Raw genomic sequence first — 18,669 nt, 5'->3', positions numbered from 1 at the left:
GGAGTGCGTGTGTGTGTAACCCGTGTCCCTAAAACTTTTGCTCTGTTAGCGTTCAGTGTTGGTTGTGAGTTGAGTTGATAGACTTTCAACCTGCCCCTTTTGCGGGCTGGGAAAAGGCAAGTGCCGAAGAAGTCCCGAGTTGAAAAGATCCTTCCGGCCATTGGCAACCTGACGGCGGAAGAGTGCTCGAAGTTGAAGCAGGCGTTGAAGGCGCGGGAAAGCCAGGTGGAAGGCTCCGTCGTCCTCCAAAAGCGTGCGGAAAACATCAAGGGCTGTCCGCACTGCGGTAGCGTCTCCTTCCAGAAGTGGGGACGCTATAAGGGCAACCAGCGCTTTCGCTGCCACGATTGCGCCAAGACCTTTTCCCCCATCACGGGAACGCCACTTGTCGGGTTGCGCCATAGCGAGAAGCACATCGCCAATGCGAAATGCATGGTGGCAGGGATGACGGTTCGCGAGACGGCGAAACGGTTGGGCGTGAGTGTTCCTACCGCCTTCCGCTGGCGTCATCGGTTCCTGGAAGCCATGAGCCAGATGAACCCTGTCGAGTTGTCTGGGATCGTGGAAGCCGACGAAACCTTCTTCAAGGAAAGTTTCAAGGGCCGGAGAAAGGACATGCCCCGTCCGGCCAAACACCGTGGCGAACCCGCCAGCCAGCGAGGCCTGTCGCGTGAGCAAATCCCCGTGCTGGTCGCTCGCGACCGCTCCACCGGCAAGACCTTGACCAAGGTGCTCCCCTCGCGCACGGCCAAGGATATTGGCAAGGCTCTGGTTCCCGTTCTGGCTACGGATGTTGTGTTGTGTTCGGACAACGCCAGCGCTTATCGCACGCTGGCCAAGGCCATGGAGATTGAGCTGCGCTGCGTGCCCGCCAACCCCAAGAAGAAGCGCAAGGGCGAGGTCTACCACATCCAGAATGTCAACGCTTACGACAGCCGCTTGAAGGGTTGGATGTTTCGGTTCCGGGGCGTGGCCACGAAGAACCTGCCGAACTATCTGGGTTGGCACCGCTACTTGGATGTGCCGAAAAACCGCCCGACACCTCGCAAGTTCCTCACGGGGGCGCTAGGGGATTAGTCCTGGCCATTGACACTGGCCAGATTTCCGGTAGAAAGATGAGAGTTCACTACCGAGAAGCCCCCATGGCTGGAAAACCTGTTGTCGCACTCGTAGCCGATCCGGCGGCTGTCTTGAAGGCGTTCAAGGACATCGACCGCAAGCGGCGAAAGCCTTGGCATGGGGAAGAGGAAGTTCGGCTGGCTTGGGTTAGCGCGCTGGAACAGGCCACCGGTCTTGATTTTGACGCCGAACGGCAGAAGCGCGACAGCAGCTACAACAATGTGGTCATCGAGTTCAAAGGCCCAGGGCTATTCAAGGGCAGCGACAAGAGCGCCAAGTTCATTGAGGCAACAGACAAGCGTTTGTTGCCCTACATCACGAAGTTGGCCGCCCAGCAAGGACTTCCCGAGGCCGACTTCATCGGCATTGCCATCGACGGCGAACATATCTGCTTTACCCAGGTGCGGGACGGTGCCATCCACGCCGGCCACCTCCTGCCGTTCTCGATCCAGTCCTTTGGTCTGGTAGTTGACGCTTGCCTGGACAGCATTCGCCCAGCAGTTGAATCCGCGAACCTCATCCGGGACTTTGGCCATGGCTCGCCCGTGGCAACCGATGTCATGCAAGTGTTTGCCGACGCACTTTCGGCGGCTCTAAAAGATTCCAAGCGTTCGAAGATCAAGATGCTTTATGAGGAATGGAAGAGCCTCTACGGTCAGGTTGCGGACCTGACGACAGACCAGAAGGAAGCCATCAACAAGACCCTGAACTTCACTTGGACGGGGCCGACAGAACAGAGTTTGTCGGGGCGACTATTCGTTATCCACTCCTATAACTCGCTATTGATCAAGTTGCTTGCTGCGGAGATCGTCTCTGCGCACAACCTTGCTGCGGAGAAAGCCCCCGCTGAAGCCATGTGCGCCCTGCTCACGCCAGACAAGTTGCTCCAGAAACTCGAAACGGACATCGAAGGCGGTCAACTTTTCAGTGCGTCAAACATCAATGGGTTCGTCGAAGAAGCCATCTTCAGTTGGTATCTGGAAGCAGGCAAGGACAAGCGCTTTCAAGCGAACTTGGTTCAGTCGTTGAAGGCGCTGCTGGGCAAATTGTCCCTGTATCGCACCGATCATCTGGATCGCCAGCGCGATACGCTGCGCGACTTCTACCAAGATCTGGTGCCCGAAACCCTGCGCAAGAGTCTGGGCGAGTTCTACACCCCCGACTGGCTGGTTGACTTTACCGTTGATCAAGTCAAGGACGGAGACTGGCTCGGTAAGCGTTATCTCGATCCCACCTGCGGGTCCGGTGCTTTCCTGATTTCGGTATTGAGGCGCAAGAAGAAGGAAGCAATGAGCAAAGGCCTTGGTGTTTTGCCCACAATCGAAGCACTTTGTAGCGAAGTGTGGGGGTTTGACCTCAACCCACTGGCGGTCCAAACCGCGCGCGTCAACTTCCTGATGGAGATCGCCGATCTACTCAAGCAAGCGCCAGGCACCACGGTTGAAATCCCCGTTTTGCTCGCGGACGCCATCTATTCGCCCGCGCCCGATCCAATCGACGGGCAGAAGGTAGTGCCATACGAGATCGGCAGTAGTGAAGCCAACCTGAAGATCAAACTTCCCGCAGCACTTGCTTTCAATCGTGAGCGCTTGGATGAAGTGCTTGAAGTGATGGGGGAGCAAGTCGAGCAAGACCAGGAGTTCCATACCGTCCAGGCATTGCTGCTGTCCTCGGGGCTTGTCTCGGACGAAGAAGGAAAGGAATGGGCGCTGCCGCTACACGAAACCTATGATCAGGTGCTCAACCTTCATCGCAAGAACTGGAATGGCATTTGGTTCCGGATCGTTCGCAACTTCTTCTGGTCTGCCACTGCTGGGAAGTTCGACGCCATTGTTGGCAACCCACCCTGGGTGCGCTGGTCCAGTCTTCCGGAGGCCTACCGCAATCGCGTCAAGTCGGTTTGCGAAGGCTACGACATCTTTTCCAAGACCAAACATCACGGTGGCAACGAGCTGGATATCTCCGCCATGATCACCTACACCACGGGCGACAAGTGGCTGAAGGATGGCGGCAAACTGGCGTTCGTTATCACCCAGGCTGTGTTCCAGAACCCGTCCTCGGCTGGGTTCCGCAACTTCCGGATCAATGAGACAGGCAATCTCGTGCCTATCAGTGTTGACGACTTGAAGGCCCTGAAACCTTTCCCGGACGCAGCCAACAAGACTGCGGTGGCCGTATTTGAGAAGACCAAGCGCGCACCGAAGTATCCAGTTCCGTATTGTGTTTGGGACGCCAAGGAAAAGGACGAGGTTGACACGCACGGACGCAAGAAGCGGGAAAGCCGGTCGATCAATCCCGCGTTGACGCTAGACAAGGTAAAGAGTCTTACGGTTCGCACCGACATGGCCGCCGATCCGATCTCTGGCGGAGGATCACCATGGGCAATCTTGCCCGCCGGCCGGTTTGCCATTTTGCAGCCCATGGCCGAAGTGGAAGAATTGCCTTGGGTTGAGGGTCGCAAGGGGATCACTGTTGACCTCAACGGCATCTATTTCGTCAGGGTTCTCGACGAGAACAAGAACGACAAACTTGTCCAGATCGAATCCAGGCCGAAAGCCGGACGAACAGATATTGGCCCTGCTCGTAAGGCGTGGATAGAGCCAGACTGGCTCTATCCACTAATCAAGGGTGCCGCCGACTTCCAGCCTTGCTACTTGAAGCCCGTCGAAGAACTGTTTGCGATCGTTCCCAACAAGGGGATCAAGAAGGCGGATTTTGAGAAGGCAAAACTTGAATACCAGTCGTTGAAGAAGACGAAGGGCTATCTTGATCACTTCAACAAGAAGGGAAACGAACTACTAGAACAGCGCTCCACTTACCGTGGCCGCATGCTGGCAATGGGCGCCCCCTACTACGCCATCTACAATGTCGGCGACTTCACCTTCAAGAAGTGGAAGGTCATCTGGGCGGAGATGTCCGGCAAGTTCAGCGCTGCAGTGGCTGGTAGTGCCGATGTCCCACTGATTGGAAAACGCCCGTATGTTCCGGATCACAAGATTTTCTTTGTGGCCATGGACGACAAGGTAGAAGCCCACTACCTGTGCGGCATTTTGAACTCGACGACGGTGGCTGAGTTCGTCGAGAGCCACAATGTTGCCATCCAGGTCGGCGACATCTTCAAGCACATGCGGTTGCCGAAGTTTGACCCGGCCAATCAGTCCCATGTTGACCTTGCCAGAGAGGTCGAGGCTGCCCACGAGGAAGCAGACGCAACGAAGCGAGGCGTGCTTGTCGATAAGATCCGTGAGGACGCCGACGCCTTGATGGAAACCTGGCTGGCTGGGCTACGGAAATCCGCTGCGAAGAAGGCCAAAAAGCGCCCTGGAAAGTAGAGAATTTTGGCCTAACTATCTGATTTGAAAAGGGCTTGGAATCAAGCCCTTTTTCTTGCGTGCGTTTGAAAACCAACACCCAACGCTAACAGAGCCAAAACTTTTAGGTGTTGGACGTAGGGATGGGAGGAGGCGTAGATGCTGGCAGTTTGGGCTGGCGGCGGCGGCGAACAGACTCAGGATTGGACCAGCTTGCGGCGACGTCATCCACAAGGTCATAGGCTTTATGTTGGCGTAACGCGTCACCTTCAATGCTTACCTTTTCTTCATTGCGCGCGGTCACGTAATCCTGCTGAAATTGTTCGTGCTGCTCTGGCCGCGACCATTTGAGCTTCAAGGTCTGAATGCTGCGGGAAACGGTTGCACGATCAATGATCACGTCTGCGGCCAGATCGCGCAGCACTTCTCTTTTGTACTCGGAACGCCGCAACTTGTTTTGCAGTTCTTCGATCAGTCGAGATTGCTGCTGGATCTTCTGTACGTTCTCCATTGCATTGCGGTGTTGAAGATCACTTAGACGTGCCTCCTGCTGATCAAGTTTGATCTTCTTAAGCTCGTTGGCATGGGCAGCGCGCTGCGTTGCTTCGCTGAGCAGATTGGATGTGTCCTGGCCGCTGCTGATAATGGTTCGGCCGGTGCTTTCGAGTAAGTTCATATGTATACCTCCCTGTCCGTTTCGCCAGCTATATCAGCAATAATTGACTCTGTCAACGTAGTGCGAGTTGCGTTGCTGAAAAACAATTTGCGCATAGCTTGACAATGTTGAATTCCATGTTTCCCTGAATTCATTACTACTAACAAGGGGGTTTCATGGGAATAATTGAATTTATCACTTTCTCTGTATTTGGATTTATTGTTGGTGCGTGTAGCTATACCGCATATTACTTTTACAGATTTCGAAAAAAGGGGGAAAGTCGATTAAAGACTGAGTCAATCGATGAGGATGCTGTCCAGGACGAACATGTGGTGTATGTTCTCAAGGCAATAGAGCAATCTGAGCGTAAATCAGTGGGTGTCTACTGGGCGCGTGACGCGTACTTGCGTCAGAGTCTTGAAGACTTTACTCAGATCGTTTCGGCGTGCGGTGACGTCAACTATGAATCGGGCGGCGTCGTCAGCGACAAGAGTCATTGTAAGAACGCCACTTTGTTGCACGAGTGCATTAAGGATGGGGCGTATGAATTCGCGAGCGTTTTGATTGGACACGGCGCAGATCCAAATGTTGGCCTTGAGTGTTTGGGTGAACCTACAGAGTATGAGTCCTTGAATAAGACACCCCTTCACTCAGCAGTCCAAGTTGGCAGGATCGACCTCGTAGAACTGTTGATTAAAGCTGGAGCTGATTACAGTGCGGTGGATAGCAATGGAAGCACGCCGTTGTGTGTTGCAGCGACCAACGACAACATTGCTATTGCAAAAATCCTGTTAGCAGCGGGAGCAAATCCGAATAGTGTGCACGAAACCGAGATCTGTCCGCTTCTGTGTACGAAGTCAAATGCGATGGCAAAGCTTCTTGTGTCTCAAGGCGCGGATGTAAATATGATGTTTAAAAATGGTTATCCGCTTCTATCCTTTTTAATTATCAAGAGAAAGCCGAATATTGCCCGTTTCCTGCTTAAGAACTATTCATATAGTTTTGATTTTCGCGACGGCGACGGTGAATTGCTAGAAAGGCATCCGCTGTGGGTGGCTTACTTCTGTAACTGGTATGAGATTTTCAAAGATCTTGCGGACGTTTCGTACTTCAACCAGCCTGGGGCGTTTGATCGTGGAATTCTGGAAGTCACGGTGATGGATGACAACTGTGAGTACGCCAGGGTTTTGCTTGAGCGCATGCTTCGGGGGAATTTCCAAATTGACGGCGAGCTTTTGTACTTGGCCAAGTCACGCCGAATGCAGGAGATGCTTGTTCAATTTGGTGCAGATCCAACGATTAAAAACCCGGAATACGGAATGAAGACATCCGATGAGTACATGGTCTACCGGGATCGTAAATTTGTGTGGCGTGATCTTGCTGATCGTGCTCCACGAATTGTGGCTGAGCACCAGCGTAAGTTGTTGGCCGACGCGGTAGGATTAGAGGATGAACCCAGTCGCGTAAAACGGCGCATGTAACGTCTAAAGAAAAGCCCGCATTGTGCGGGCTTTTGGTTAATAGGGACGTTAGTCTTCAAAGACAGTGGTGAAGCAGTCCAGTTCGTCCTCCGAGTACGTCGGCAGATCCGCTGCGGGTTCCGACTTCACTTCCTTGATGATGCGCTGTGTGTTCATTTGGTCGCGAATTGTGTAGATGGTGTGCGTGCGATTGCACTCGCGCAATGCCAGCACCTTTTCCAAGAACTCCTCATCAATGTCAATGCCTTTCGCTTTGCTGTTGCAAGTCATTGCGATATTGGTGAGGCTTGCACCGTCCTCATGATCCTTGGCAATCCGTGCCATGGAGTGCATAAAGCGTTCGTCAATGTCATGAAACTTTTTGGGTACTGTTTTCTTAGCCATCGTCGTCTCCAGTGGAAGGGGCCGATGTAGGTATATGCGATAAAAAAGTCGCGCACAAGCAGCCGTTAAACAGCACATCAGTGGATGCTTGGGTGGTAGTGAAGCAACCAACCACTAAGTTTTCGGCTGTGGAGTGGCCTACAACCCTAGCGGCTGTGGTCGGGCACAGGCTGAACCATCGTGCACTTTATGAGCATCGGCGTGCCGGAGACGTGGCCGTCGCCCGGGCAATCGAGGGTGACCGACTGTCCAGCGCGCAAACCGGCGAGCTCATCCTTACGGGCTGGGTCCAACACGGCCACAGGCCGGTTGTAGATCTCAGAGCCTTCAAGCGCCACGGAGGGCGAGCGCCTGTAGAGATCAGGCTCTTTGGCTACGACCCCCCTCACGCGAAGCCTCGCGCCCTTGTACCTCTTGTCAGCGCTGGCACTGTCGCGCGCGTACGAAGCAACCAGCACGCTGGACTCCACGGGAACTGGGGGCGAGGGGTTCCCAACAGCCGCCAGAAGCAAAACGGTCGAAATTAGGCTCATGTCGGTGTGTAATGGAGACTAGGAAGCCATGCTACACGCTGACGTTCGGAGAACGCATTGACCGCGCTTATTTTGACCCATGAACAGATGTTTGCGCTTGCTGACCAACTGTCCATTCGGGCAGTGGATGGCTCGATTACGTCCACACAGATCGATCAACTGGGCGCGCTCATCGATGCAGCGGGTGAAAGCAAAGACCTTGATTTGTTGATGCGTTGCGTTAAGGTGATCGGAGAGTTTGGCGAGTTGGACCACCAGCGGCATGGGTGCATGCTGCATTACTTCCACGCCAACGCTTTGGGATGGTTGTACATACATCGTCGTACCGATGACAACGCATTGTCGTGGAACCAGCCGGACAACACCGCTCAGATCTATCAATTGCGCTCGGCTATCGCGCATGAGGGCTATTCGGAACACTCAGCTGAGTATCGTGCGCAGATCCACTCCAACCTGGGTAACGCATTCAACAAGACTGGTCGCGTGTTTGACGCACTTGAACAGTGGCGAAAAGCCCTGACTCTTGACCCGATGCTGGCGATGGCGCAAGGCAATATGGGTGGCGCGTTGCTGTTCTATGCCCGCAACCTGTATGACTCGGGGCACAGCGAATGGATCTGCATTGAGGGCCGCGCCCAACTGCGCGGGGCCGTTGCCATTGGAGCGCATGGCGCTACATATTTTGAGGCCGCAGAACGCTTCCAATGGATGCTGGAAACAGTTGAGAATCGCATGGATCAGTACGGTATTGACCGCGATCCGGATCTCGCCTGGATGGACAAGTTCTCACTTGGCAGGAGCTACCAGGAGAAGCAGTATCGCCGTTGGTGCCTGGACAACAGGCTGTTCCTCAACCCGATGAACGATGGGTACACACGGTCTGTGGCCGCAACCGACTCTCTTGCGCTTCCGACCCATCGTGCGGATGGTGTTGGGATCTCGTACCTCGCAGCGTTCAACCAACTCAAGCAGGAGTACATCTACGCCCGCTGGTGCTTGTTCGCTGGGCAAGATGGACAGGCAACGCACCCGGCCGACCGCGAGGTAATGTTGTCGTCCAACGCCGACAGTGCGCGCTACAGCATCGCAATTGAGCAGACCAAGTCCGCGTTCCGTGCCGCCTACTCGCTGTTGGACAAGGTTGCGTACTTTGTGCGTGACCGCTGGGAGATTGGTGCTAAACGCAAATCGGCTGACTTCGCACGACTGTGGCGGACTGAACCCAAGAAGGGCACAGAGACAACCATTCGCCCGGAGTTTGAAGGCAGTCAAAATATATGGCTGCACGCGCTGTACAGCCTGTCCGAAGATATCTTCAACGAGGACATTAGACAATACGCATCTCCGGACGCTCAAGAACTGCACGTCGTACGTAATGCCTTGGAGCATCGGTTCTTCAAGATTGTTTGGACCCGCTCCGAGTGTGACGAAACATCAATGCACCACGACCGACTGTCGGAACAGATGACGTTGGACGAGTTCCAAGCCAAAGCCTTGCGTGTCTTGACCATGGCACGTTCTGCAATCGTGTACCTGAGCCTTGCAATGCATCGAGCTGAAGTGCAGCGTGCCGAAAAAGATAGTGCCCGATCCGTGTCGTTTGGGGTTCAGTCCATACCCGATGAGCTGAAAGGGTAGCTCACCCATCTTTATCCGTAATCCAAGATATCTAAGGCCACCACAGGGGAAAACGAGTGAAAAGGATCTTCGCTGTAGCAGCATTGATGGGGTGTGGAAGTCTGTCCGCCGCGCCCTTGCCGCTCTCAACGGCGTGCACGCTGGAAGAGGGGGCGACGCTCCCACCAACCTTTGCTGGGCACGACATGGTGGCGGTGTACAACGCATTGAAGTCGATACCTGGGAAGGACGAATTTGAGAGTGAGGCAGATCACGCCACACGCTCCAAGGACGCGGTTGCTGCACTTCCTGCGGCCATCGCTACGGGCCAACTGTGCGCTGGAAGCATGGTGATTAGGGCGCTGGACAACACGTGGAAGTACAACGCTGAGAAGAAGCAGTACGAAGGGGATGTGCTGTATCTAAAGATGCATCGTGTGGGTGGCTACTACGCTCCCCTTTATGGAAAGGAGACGAAGAGGCGTGAGAGTTCTTACATAGGCACCAATGCCTACGGTGTGAGTGCGCGCATCCCCAAAACTGAGCGGCAAACCTACCAAGTGGCGCTACCACAAAAAGCACTCATCACTGCTGTCTCCCATACACAGGGCTTGGAAACGGACTATGAAACCGTCGATGCCATTCTTCAAATGGAACCCGCAGACGCTCGCTCTTACAAGGGCCGTCTGACGCAGGTGTTCCAGTACGAAGTTGTCCCGCCACTCATCACACAGGACACTGAACGCGAATACCCGACTATTGATCGTCCAACCCACTACGAGGACGAGCAGCACTTCATTGAAGGACGCTTGCTCAAGATTGCGGTCGTGGACGTCCAAACCGGCAAGGTGCTCAAGGTGTACGCATTGGGAGACGGACAGTGACGTTCAAGCTCGTTGACGTTGAAGAGTTGATTGCACAGGCCAAAGCGTCGGGCGTAAGCAAGATCAGCGTGGACGTGCCGTTGCTCGCGTCGTACAGCAACGATGCGTGCGTGACACAGACCCAGTGGATGTCAGGTCCACACTGCACCAAGAACTACGCGTGGCTGCATGTGGACGGGGAGGGTGTGCCGTTTTACGCGGGATACGGGCGCGGTGCTTTTGCGTGGCAGAAGAACGGAGGTATCGCCTGGGAGTGGTTCGTCCGCGAACGACTTGGAGGTGAGTACCGCGTGGTGGTCCTGGCCGTTGGCATGTCTGAGGCTCATGCTCAAAGCATCTTTGAGCAGATGCTAGAGATGTACAACACGCGGTTGCTCAATCAGGCCAGCTTCCATCGTGGTATGGACTACGCAGCACTCAAAATTGAAAACGAGAAGAAGGCGGCAATCCGCCCGTACTACCGTATCGTCATGAGCAAGAAGCCAGCTGCAGAGATCTTCCAGGCGGCACTAACGGCTCAACAGATGCAGTACGACCTCAATCCCTACCGAACCGAAAAGGGCCGCTTTGGAGAAGTGTTGAAGGCCATGGACGCGTACCAGCCAATCAATACGTCCTTCATCACTTACATTATTGAGTGGCACATGGGACAGGATGATCTTGCGGCCGCACGTGACGCGCTGGAGGAGTTCAAGAGGCGTGCGCCACGCCACAACGACCACGACCGGGTGACGAGGCTGGACAAACTTGTAGCGCGCGGGCGCTTCTTCCGTCGTCCTCAGTGGTTGGGGCCGGTGAACGAAAAGGACATATCACAATGAGCTGGCTCACTCTTGCCGCCTTGGCAGTTGGCAGCGCCAACGCCGCCACATTGCCACTGTCGCAGTCATGCAATCTGGTGGTTGGTTCTTACGTCGGAGCACATGCCACTCGTGACCTTGTCAAGGTGCTCACACACGCACCTGTGCACGACGAATTCCTGTCCACTGAGCAGCATGCAAAGCAGATTGATGCATTTATCGCCACTCTTCCTCAGGGCGCGAAGGATGGACAACTGTGTGTCTCACCGAAGGACGGTGATGCCGCCTTTGGCTACGACGCCGACGCTCAAATGATGTGGGCGAACGTGGAAGCTGCGTCCGGCACGCGCATGTTCCGTACATCTGCTGGGCGGATCACGGTGCGGGATGTTGTGTCAGACGAGTGGGACACTGTGATCGCTGACCGCGTGATGACCAACGCCTTGGGGGCCAGCGTCGATGGGCTCAATTCCACCGGTAAGGCCGCATCGGTTGGCTTCACCACCGCACAGATGGATGCGTTTCACCGGGAACTTCCCTACCATCGCTTCAAGAGCGCGTTCGCTTCCAGGTCGATGTCTGTGCCAATGGATCCGAGTGCCGGCAGAGAGCTAAAGCCCCACGCCACCTTGGTGTTCCAGTACAGGTTGCGAAGCCCCTTGTTAGCTCAAGGGCTGGATGTCCAGGCCGCTACCATGGAAAGCCCTGTCAGCCTGGCTGTGGAGAAATCAGTGGTGCTGGCTGACTTGATTGCTGTCGGCATAGTCGATGGGCGCACTGGCAAGGTTCTCGCTGTGAAGCGGCCCACAGAGACACCATAATTTCTCGATCCAAACCTCAAATCATCTAAGGCGAAAGAATGAGCCAAGCAGAGTGGAAAAAAATTGATGAAGCTTGTCGTGCGGCATTCACTGATGAGCAGGTGCAGCAGAAAATTGCTTATGCATCGCAATTGCTAGGCTCCGGAGGAATGTCAAGGGAAGATGTTTTAAACCAAGGAGATCTGGTTACAAGACACCTTTGGATGGTCTATGAAGCGCAAGACTTGTTACACACTTGGAACGCATCAGCAGACATACAAGCCGTAAAAGACGAGGACAGTCTTCTGGGTATGGTCGATGCGGAAACGGGAAATATTGTAGCTTTTACGGCAGACTTTTCCGACATTGCTGAAATTGAGGTCGAATTGCCTAAGGGCAAGTACGCTGTAGCTTCGTACTCGGATCTGTTGATTGGAGTTTTCGACAGCTTTAATGAGTACCGAGCGAAGTGGGTAGATGCATTCGGAGACAATTCACAACAAAAAGCTCAAGGCGATGTTGACGGCATGGAGAGCATGGTTAACTCGCTTGACGCCATGTTGGATGCGGGCGGCGCGAAGGGGTTGATGCAGCAACTTGCGACGGAACGTCTCATCGATGCTGATGAAGATGCAAGCCAGGGTCATGATGTTCTGCGATCAAACTTAGATCAGATGAGTAAGATCGCAAACGCCTATAAACCGCCATCAACAATCTATGAGGCGCGCCAACAAGCAGCATCTGTATTTCGGGAGCCGTCGGATATATTTCTTGAGGGCGTGATTAAAGGTTTGTATCAACGCAAACTTGATGACATGGATGAAGGGGATCTACGACACAGTGCCATCGCAGCAATTAGAATTGCAAGCCGCCACTTGCATGAAATTGCCAACGTGGACTTTGATGAAAAAACTCAATTCTCGCGCATTCGATCAGTTGTCGATGATGATGGTGCGATTCAGTCCTACCAGTTGAACGGTCACCATGTTATTTTTGGTGATGAGCCATTGGTTGAGGGTGATGAATTTGTTGTCGATGGTGGTTTCGTCTATGACTCTGTGTTTTACGTTGACGCGGAAACGCGTACGCTCGTAGACATCGCAAATCGCATTTCAAAGAAAAGCGGTGAGCGGGAAGGCGAAGTCATGAAGTTTCCAAGCCTCATCGATCTTATTGAAGGGCGGGGGCATGATCACCTTAAAATTGTCGCGAACAATTTGAAAGTGATTGATGGTGTTGCGCTTGATCAGGTCAATCAATCCTTAGTCCTCGCATTGCAAGTTGCCAAAATGCAATTTAGGGACGCGGAGCTCGAGACAGTTGATGCGTACATTCGCGTTCGCTATGCAATGCGTGATAGCGGTGATGCAGGCTGGGTTGTAGCTCAGAGTGGCCGAGCCGTAATTGGTAAGCACACGGCTATTATGCTCAACCACACTGGCGGTACGCCTGACCAGTTCACTGACACACAAATTGCTCTTTTTGGTTGCAATGCGCTGTACTTTGTAAACAGCGATGGTGTGAGCAGGTTTGATCGGTCCGGGTCGTAATTGTGAGTGAAATTGAGCCGGTGTTGCCACCGGCTTGTTTCATCTGAGTAATTCACCAACCGCCTTCACCAACTCAATAAGAAGTTGTATTTTTGATGCTGGGGTTTGGGTTGCGATGAGTGCAAGTAAAACGATTGTTGTGTTGATGTCCATAATTTTATCCTTGTGTTCTTATGGTTGCATGCAATTCCTCTATTGAGTGTTGAGTGCCTGGGCATTTTACCTGCGGTGTTATAATAAACAACTGACCAGTGTGGTTGACAAACTTCCTTTTTTTGTTTGGCTGTATCGAGTCAATCAATTTAAAGGAGGTTTGCATGTACATCGGTTCAAGTTTGAAAGATGTTCAAGAAGTCATCGCGTCAGGCCGCAATATGCTTGAGCGCAGCGGCATAACCCAAAGTTCAGCGTTGCACCGCGCCGTAGATGGCAAATTCTACGAGCCGGGAGTCGTGACCGCGCTTGTCCAGGCAGGCTTAGATCCCAACGCACGTGAGGTCAACAAGCGCACGCCCTTGCACTACGCGCGCCATCCTGAGGCCATTGCGGAACTCCTCGCTAACGGCGCAGATCCCAACCTGGGTGACGTAAATGGTCAGACGGCCTTGCAGATCAACTTATCCAAGGAGAAGTCGATTTGCCGAATGGAGCGCGTCCACGCGCTATTGAACGGTGGGGCAGATATCAACCACGCAGACAACAACGGGGTCACACCACTTCTCTCCGCTCTTGAAGCACGACGCCCATCGGAGTTCATCGAACTGCTGATTGAACGGGGAGCGGACATCAACGTCCAGGATGTCGATGGGCAAGGTGTGCTGTGTTGGTCCACAGCCGAAGGGGATGTTGAGAACACAAAGCTTCTCATTTCACTGGGTGCGGATATAAATGCTGTTTCACGCAGTGGTATGAGCGTGCTCAACTACTGCGCACAATCAGGGCAATTGGAATGTGCCGACGTACTGTTGGACGCCGGGGCCGATCCGAGGATTGCAAACAGCTACGGGATTACCCCATTACATAATCTTGCAAGCTCGGGGCGAAGGGCTGTCAGTGGGATCGACGTAAATGATTTGGTTCATAACATGATGAAGGCAGGGGCGGACATCAACGCCCAGGATGTCGATGGGAGGACCGCACTTCATGCAGCTGCAAGGCATTTATGTATGGAAACGGTCGAAGCACTCATTGGGCATGGCGCGTCAAGCACAATCGTAAACAAACAAGGTAAGACCGCATTGGAGATCGCAAATAGATCTTCCGAGCAAACGAAGCAGGGTAAGTCAACGGCTGACGTGGCTAATGACTACAAAGTTCTATCGGTGATCGAAGCTGCAACCCAAAAGGCAGCTTTGCAAGAAGCCTTGCACATCCAACGCGACGAGCCACAGACAGCGTCACGATGGCGGCGTATGTAAAGCAACGGCCCGCTTTCGCGGGCTTCATTTTGGAACTACTATCAGCGAACCTACACGCGAAGGAGTGCGTATGACATCCCATAAAACACACCATGGTTCCGTGGCGATCTACCACGAATGCAATCCCGGCTCAGCCGCCGAAATGATCATCACTGGTGTTTTCAGAACATTCAACAACGTTGGCGGATACGATGGGGGGATGAATTTTTGTGGTGTCCTGGGGCTTGTTCCCAATACACAGCCGGTCGGAGAAGGGGCTAAGCTTCATTGCTTATGGATTGGGCCAATAAGTGAATCGTTACCACCTGCCTCATACAACTATTCAACCCCCAACATACTGTACGACTTCAATGGTTCAGGAAATCATTTTCAGAACAACGATCCTCGCTGGTTCCTTCCGTATGGATCAGTCATCGTCATAAAAGGTATTGAGTGCAATCCCTCTGCCTTAGAAGTTTATTACTTGAGTCACTCAAAATGGCTGTGGCGCTCGATTTACAAGATATCAAACCCTGCAAAGCGCAAAAGATTGCTCAAGGAATTTTACGACCACCTCAACGACCTTTGCAGTGCTGAAAGGAGGACGTTGAGAATTGAGCGGGGACATCCTACGCGAAGTAATGGCGGTGAGTTCTTCGGAAAACGGCTTGACAATCAGTAAATATTTGTTTGGATGAGGCTTTCTATCAATAGGAGGCCTCATGCAAAGATTGAACGACAATGATTTGGCAAAGTATATCGACTCAAGCACACCCGATGATCTATTGGCATATTTCGCGGAGCACAACGTCAACGACAGAATTACGGTTGAAGTGGGTGACCGATTTGGAGTTGAAGAGGGCGCTGACGCAACTTTCTATGGAACAGCGCTAAGTTATGCTATTTGGAGCAATAAGACCGGTGTGGAGCATATCCGTACATTGATCCACGAGGGAGCGGATGTGTCATTTGAAGACAACTTGCAAACCACCCAAACCCGGTCAGCGGTGCAGTTTGTGGATGAGGAAGGTGACGAGAGGGGACGCATTGAAATAAATCTACTGCGAGACACCGAAGGCGAAAAAGGGGCGTTAATCAATCGAACGCACCAGCATTGGAGGCAGCGCGACCGGACTGATGCAGAGGTGGTAACCATGTTGCGGCAAGAACGCTTAGATGTAATTGCAGACTACTTTGAGTCGCGTGATCCGAACTCTCAGATCACCGTAGAGTTCCCACGGGATGACATCCGTTACATTGGTCCTGTCGCTGGTTTTGCTGCATTTGACAGTCATGTTCCGAACGAGGCATTCAAAGCTCTTATGGAACGTGGCGGTGAAATAAACGCCGTGTGCCGCATTGAAAAAATAAGCGACACCCGTCAATACGACCAGGACGCTGTTCTACACCAATGCTCATCACCCGCCAAAGTGCAGACTGCCTTGGATGCCGGGGGCATGCCAGACGTACGTTTGATCAATGATGTATTGAGCCTTCCCCACTTCAATGCTCCTGGACGATGGGAGCTCGAGCAGCGTTTGGTCAACGTGGCTTCTGAGCAGTTCCAGGACCGACATTTACACGAACTGTCCAACCCAAAAGTTCTTGTCGATTTGTTGATGATGGGGCACGACGCGTCTGTACTGAACGCCGACGGACAATCATTGATGGTCAACGCTGTCGTATCAGGTGACTTCTTAAGGGCTGATGCATTGCGGGAATTTGGTTTGCCAATGAATGGGGGGGCGGGTCAGCACCCGATGGATCACGTGGTCAACAAGTTCAATGAGGATCTTGCATATTCCAATGGATCGGTTCTGCATCTTGAGAGTAGATGCAACCGTTGTGTTGATTATGTTGTAGAGAACTCCGAGGATCCAACGGCTGATTTGGTTGGTTACATGAAAATGGCGTATGGGGTTCGGGAGAGCAAACTTCAATCCCTCTTCGATAAAGGCGCTGACTCAAGCCAAGTGGATCTAGCGGACATCAAAGATGAGCGCCTACAAGGAATTTTCAATAATCAGCAATCCAATATTCTTAATAGGCATATCGGTAGCCAGGATGCATTGATATCTAGGCAACAGCGGCGAATGTAAATTGGTTGTTTAATTTTCAAAGAGCCCGCTTCGGCGGGCTTTTTATTTGCCCGCGAAAAATAACTTGACAATGTTGAAGTCCGTGTTTGATTGAAACCATATCAATCAATACGGGGGTGGTATGAACCAACTTAAATATCTGGCGGCAATGGCGTTGGCTCTTGAGCTTATATTGGCTTTCATTGTCATCCACAATGCGATTGTTTTTACGACCTGGGCCGACATCGTTATGCTGTTGTTGTTTGTCGGTGTGGGTTCCAATTACGCATGGATCAATGTTGTGGACACCTTAAAAGACTATGCGTTGGCCGCGCTTGCGTGCTACACGGCATGGACACTTGGCGATTTTTGGCACGTTACTCTTGTTGTAATGTTCCCCGCAATGCTGGTGGTGAATGGGTGCATGGCCCGGTTGGTGCAGAGGGCTTTGGTATGAACGCACACCTTTATTCTCTTCTGGAACTTGCGTGCAACAACATGGACGATAACGCGCCTCGCCTTGACTATTTGGGTGCGCCCCAAGCGATTGTCCGCTCTGTATTCCATTCACACCAATCTGAGTTGCATGAAAGATTGGAGAATGGAGCGAAGATCAATCCTTACGACGCGGCAACACTCCTGCAAATGCACAGTCATGCACTGTATTTCGGCGATGGCTCATGCGATCCGCCCAAATGGGTGTCGGATAATCGGTGGCCGACGCATCAACAGCAGTGCGACCATTTGATTGATGTGGTGCGCAGGCGACAACGAGGAAAGCTGCAGGATGCAATCTCCGACGTACAACATGACGTTGAAGCTCCAGCGAAAAGAAGAATTTAAGAGCAAAAGAGTAAGCCCGCTTCGGCGGGCTTTAATTTATTGGCATTTTATCCCACTCTTAAAGCCGCTTGGGGCTTGTTAATGTGAAGCACAATAAAAGGTATTGACAATATTGGCCCCTGTGTTTGATTGGAGGTGTATCAAACATTTGGAGGATCAAATATATGTCAAAATTGTTATTGAGTGGTTCGCCTAAGATGTGTGCTTGGGTGGCAACCGCCAAAAAAAAGATTGCTGATGCAAAGCGCAGGTTTCAATCAAACAGATCAATAAAGGAAATGGAGCGTGCGCTTGCAAAACGCCCGGTCGGTTTGCGATTGGCGCGTGCCATTTCAAAAGGCGATGTTGGGATGTTCCGGTCGTTGATAAGCATAAACCCATGTCTTGCTCAACAACACACTCCACTGGGGACAACCGAATTTCTCACGATAAACGAAATTGTCTGTTCTTACTCGGCTGATGTTGAGCCATACAAAGAAGAGATGATCTTGTTGGCACTCAAAAGTGGGGCTGACATCAACGCGCGTTTGCACGGTAAGAGTTTTACCGCTTTGGAGTCCGCAATCTATTCCAGAAACATTAGACTTATCCCGTTTCTTATCAAGCATGGTGCGCGACCTGTAGACGGTGAGGGGGGCGATGTTCTTAGGAGTGATAACATTTTGCAGGAAGTTTTCACAATCAATCGCTCGTATCTTGCTGTTAAGAATTGGACACTTCTCCTGGAAATTGTAGACACCTTTGCTTCAATTGGACTGGTAATGAATTGTTGCAATCCAAATCAGTTGTTCATTGAATTTATCTACTCTGATCCTCCCTCTGAGATTTACGTTGCAGTTGTCAATCGCTTGGTGGAGTCGGGCCTGAAGACTGATGAGGTGAAATTCGACCTTTGTTGGCTATGGGGGTTGCTAAACGAAAAGATGGACGGTTCATTTGATCTGACCGTACTCAGAAACAGTTTTATCGAGAACTTGGCTGTAAGTGGTTTTGAATTGATTGATAGAAATAATATTTGCAACATCAACATGTTAACCGTCCCAACTGGAAGGCGCCCCGCAATTAAAGAATTGATTTCTCAATTCAGTGCTGCAAAGGCAATTGTGCAGGCTAGAAAAGAGAAGGAAAATATCTTGCACGAACTTGCTATCGCTTCGGAAGATATAGAAGTCCGACCAAAGCGCCGCATGTAACAGCAGTTCATAAGCCCGTTTCGG

General features: G+C 52.2%; 16 protein-coding genes. 14 read left to right on the top strand and 2 right to left on the bottom strand.

Annotation, left to right across the window (positions count from 1 at the left end; translation table 11 throughout):
• Positions 1–120: 120 nt before the first annotated feature.
• Both QMX81_RS01570 and QMX81_RS01565 read left to right on the top strand, forming a co-directional pair.
• A complete protein-coding gene (locus tag QMX81_RS01570; RefSeq protein WP_154329546.1) occupies positions 121–1,077 on the top strand; it encodes an IS1595 family transposase in 957 nt (318 codons plus the stop codon).
• Positions 1,078–1,142: 65 nt separating this feature from the next.
• Positions 1,143–4,451, top strand: coding sequence for an N-6 DNA methylase (locus QMX81_RS01565; protein ID WP_154329545.1), 3,309 nt, complete (start codon positions 1,143–1,145; stop codon positions 4,449–4,451).
• Positions 4,452–4,554: 103 nt separating this feature from the next.
• On the opposite strand, the gene QMX81_RS01560 is transcribed toward QMX81_RS01565, so the two are convergent.
• A complete protein-coding gene (locus QMX81_RS01560; RefSeq protein ID WP_282257745.1) occupies positions 4,555–5,106 on the bottom strand; it encodes a hypothetical protein in 552 nt (183 codons plus the stop codon).
• Between the two features lie 155 nt (positions 5,107–5,261).
• Between QMX81_RS01560 and QMX81_RS01555 the strand changes: the two genes are divergently transcribed.
• A complete protein-coding gene (locus QMX81_RS01555) occupies positions 5,262–6,566 on the top strand; it encodes an ankyrin repeat domain-containing protein (RefSeq protein ID WP_282257744.1) in 1,305 nt (434 codons plus the stop codon).
• A 48-nt stretch (positions 6,567–6,614) separates the two neighbouring features.
• On the opposite strand, the gene QMX81_RS01550 is transcribed toward QMX81_RS01555, so the two are convergent.
• Positions 6,615–6,950, bottom strand: a complete 336-nt coding sequence (locus QMX81_RS01550; RefSeq protein WP_282257743.1) for a hypothetical protein — start codon at positions 6,948–6,950, stop codon at positions 6,615–6,617.
• A 590-nt stretch (positions 6,951–7,540) separates the two neighbouring features.
• On the opposite strand from QMX81_RS01550, the gene QMX81_RS01545 reads away from it, so the two are divergent.
• The 11 genes from QMX81_RS01545 to QMX81_RS01495 all read left to right on the top strand — a co-directional run bounded on the left by QMX81_RS01545 (position 7,541) and on the right by QMX81_RS01495 (position 18,645).
• Positions 7,541–9,121, top strand: coding sequence for an LA2681 family HEPN domain-containing protein (locus tag QMX81_RS01545; RefSeq protein WP_282257742.1), 1,581 nt, complete (start codon positions 7,541–7,543; stop codon positions 9,119–9,121).
• A 56-nt stretch (positions 9,122–9,177) separates the two neighbouring features.
• Complete coding sequence (locus tag QMX81_RS01540) at positions 9,178–9,984, top strand: hypothetical protein (RefSeq protein ID WP_282257740.1); 807 nt, start codon at positions 9,178–9,180, stop codon at positions 9,982–9,984.
• On the top strand, positions 9,981–10,805 hold the full coding sequence (locus tag QMX81_RS01535; protein WP_282257738.1) for a hypothetical protein: 825 nt from the start codon (positions 9,981–9,983) through the stop codon (positions 10,803–10,805). Before QMX81_RS01540 ends, QMX81_RS01535 begins: the two co-directional genes overlap by 4 nt.
• Positions 10,802–11,605, top strand: a complete 804-nt coding sequence (locus QMX81_RS01530; protein ID WP_282257736.1) for a hypothetical protein — start codon at positions 10,802–10,804, stop codon at positions 11,603–11,605. Before QMX81_RS01535 ends, QMX81_RS01530 begins: the two co-directional genes overlap by 4 nt.
• A gap of 38 nt (positions 11,606–11,643) precedes the next feature.
• Positions 11,644–13,134 (top strand): hypothetical protein, encoded by a 1,491-nt coding sequence (locus QMX81_RS01525; RefSeq protein ID WP_282257735.1) that lies wholly within the window; start codon positions 11,644–11,646, stop codon positions 13,132–13,134.
• 317 nt (positions 13,135–13,451) lie between these two features.
• A complete protein-coding gene (locus tag QMX81_RS01520) occupies positions 13,452–14,552 on the top strand; it encodes an ankyrin repeat domain-containing protein (RefSeq protein WP_282257734.1) in 1,101 nt (366 codons plus the stop codon).
• Between the two features lie 70 nt (positions 14,553–14,622).
• On the top strand, positions 14,623–15,213 hold the full coding sequence (locus QMX81_RS01515; RefSeq protein ID WP_282257732.1) for a hypothetical protein: 591 nt from the start codon (positions 14,623–14,625) through the stop codon (positions 15,211–15,213).
• Positions 15,214–15,253: 40 nt separating this feature from the next.
• Positions 15,254–16,630, top strand: coding sequence for a hypothetical protein (locus QMX81_RS01510; protein ID WP_282257730.1), 1,377 nt, complete (start codon positions 15,254–15,256; stop codon positions 16,628–16,630).
• A gap of 121 nt (positions 16,631–16,751) precedes the next feature.
• Positions 16,752–17,066 (top strand): hypothetical protein, encoded by a 315-nt coding sequence (locus QMX81_RS01505; protein WP_282257728.1) that lies wholly within the window; start codon positions 16,752–16,754, stop codon positions 17,064–17,066.
• Entirely contained in the window at positions 17,063–17,452 is a 390-nt protein-coding gene (locus QMX81_RS01500; protein WP_282257726.1) for a hypothetical protein, read from the top strand. The genes QMX81_RS01505 and QMX81_RS01500 overlap by 4 nt, the downstream gene beginning before the upstream one ends.
• A 164-nt stretch (positions 17,453–17,616) precedes the next feature.
• Positions 17,617–18,645 carry a hypothetical protein gene (locus tag QMX81_RS01495; protein WP_282257724.1) on the top strand — a complete coding sequence of 343 codons (1,029 nt, stop codon included), beginning with the start codon at positions 17,617–17,619 and terminating at the stop codon, positions 18,643–18,645.
• Positions 18,646–18,669: the final 24 nt, after the last annotated feature.

Origin of the sequence: Stenotrophomonas sp. PS02301 (assembly GCF_029959485.1) — a bacterium.
Classification (GTDB): Bacteria; Pseudomonadota; Gammaproteobacteria; order Xanthomonadales; family Xanthomonadaceae; genus Stenotrophomonas; species Stenotrophomonas maltophilia_Z.
This window is presented reverse-complemented; position numbering and strand designations above follow the sequence as displayed.

Excerpts from the sequence above, each read along its gene's own strand:
- QMX81_RS01555 (WP_282257744.1), top strand. The coding sequence starts at position 5,262 with ATGGGAATAATTGAATTTATCACTTTCTCTGTATTTGGATTTATTGTT.
- QMX81_RS01520 (WP_282257734.1), top strand. The coding sequence starts at position 13,452 with ATGTACATCGGTTCAAGTTTGAAAGATGTTCAAGAAGTCATCGCGTCA.
- QMX81_RS01565 (WP_154329545.1), top strand. The coding sequence starts at position 1,143 with ATGGCTGGAAAACCTGTTGTCGCACTCGTAGCCGATCCGGCGGCTGTC.
- QMX81_RS01510 (WP_282257730.1), top strand. The coding sequence starts at position 15,254 with ATGCAAAGATTGAACGACAATGATTTGGCAAAGTATATCGACTCAAGC.
- QMX81_RS01560 (WP_282257745.1), bottom strand. The coding sequence starts at position 5,106 with ATGAACTTACTCGAAAGCACCGGCCGAACCATTATCAGCAGCGGCCAG.
- QMX81_RS01515 (WP_282257732.1), top strand. The coding sequence starts at position 14,623 with ATGACATCCCATAAAACACACCATGGTTCCGTGGCGATCTACCACGAA.
- QMX81_RS01495 (WP_282257724.1), top strand. The coding sequence starts at position 17,617 with ATGTCAAAATTGTTATTGAGTGGTTCGCCTAAGATGTGTGCTTGGGTG.
- QMX81_RS01500 (WP_282257726.1), top strand. The coding sequence starts at position 17,063 with ATGAACGCACACCTTTATTCTCTTCTGGAACTTGCGTGCAACAACATG.
- QMX81_RS01550 (WP_282257743.1), bottom strand. The coding sequence starts at position 6,950 with ATGGCTAAGAAAACAGTACCCAAAAAGTTTCATGACATTGACGAACGC.
- QMX81_RS01525 (WP_282257735.1), top strand. The coding sequence starts at position 11,644 with ATGAGCCAAGCAGAGTGGAAAAAAATTGATGAAGCTTGTCGTGCGGCA.
- QMX81_RS01530 (WP_282257736.1), top strand. The coding sequence starts at position 10,802 with ATGAGCTGGCTCACTCTTGCCGCCTTGGCAGTTGGCAGCGCCAACGCC.
- QMX81_RS01505 (WP_282257728.1), top strand. The coding sequence starts at position 16,752 with ATGAACCAACTTAAATATCTGGCGGCAATGGCGTTGGCTCTTGAGCTT.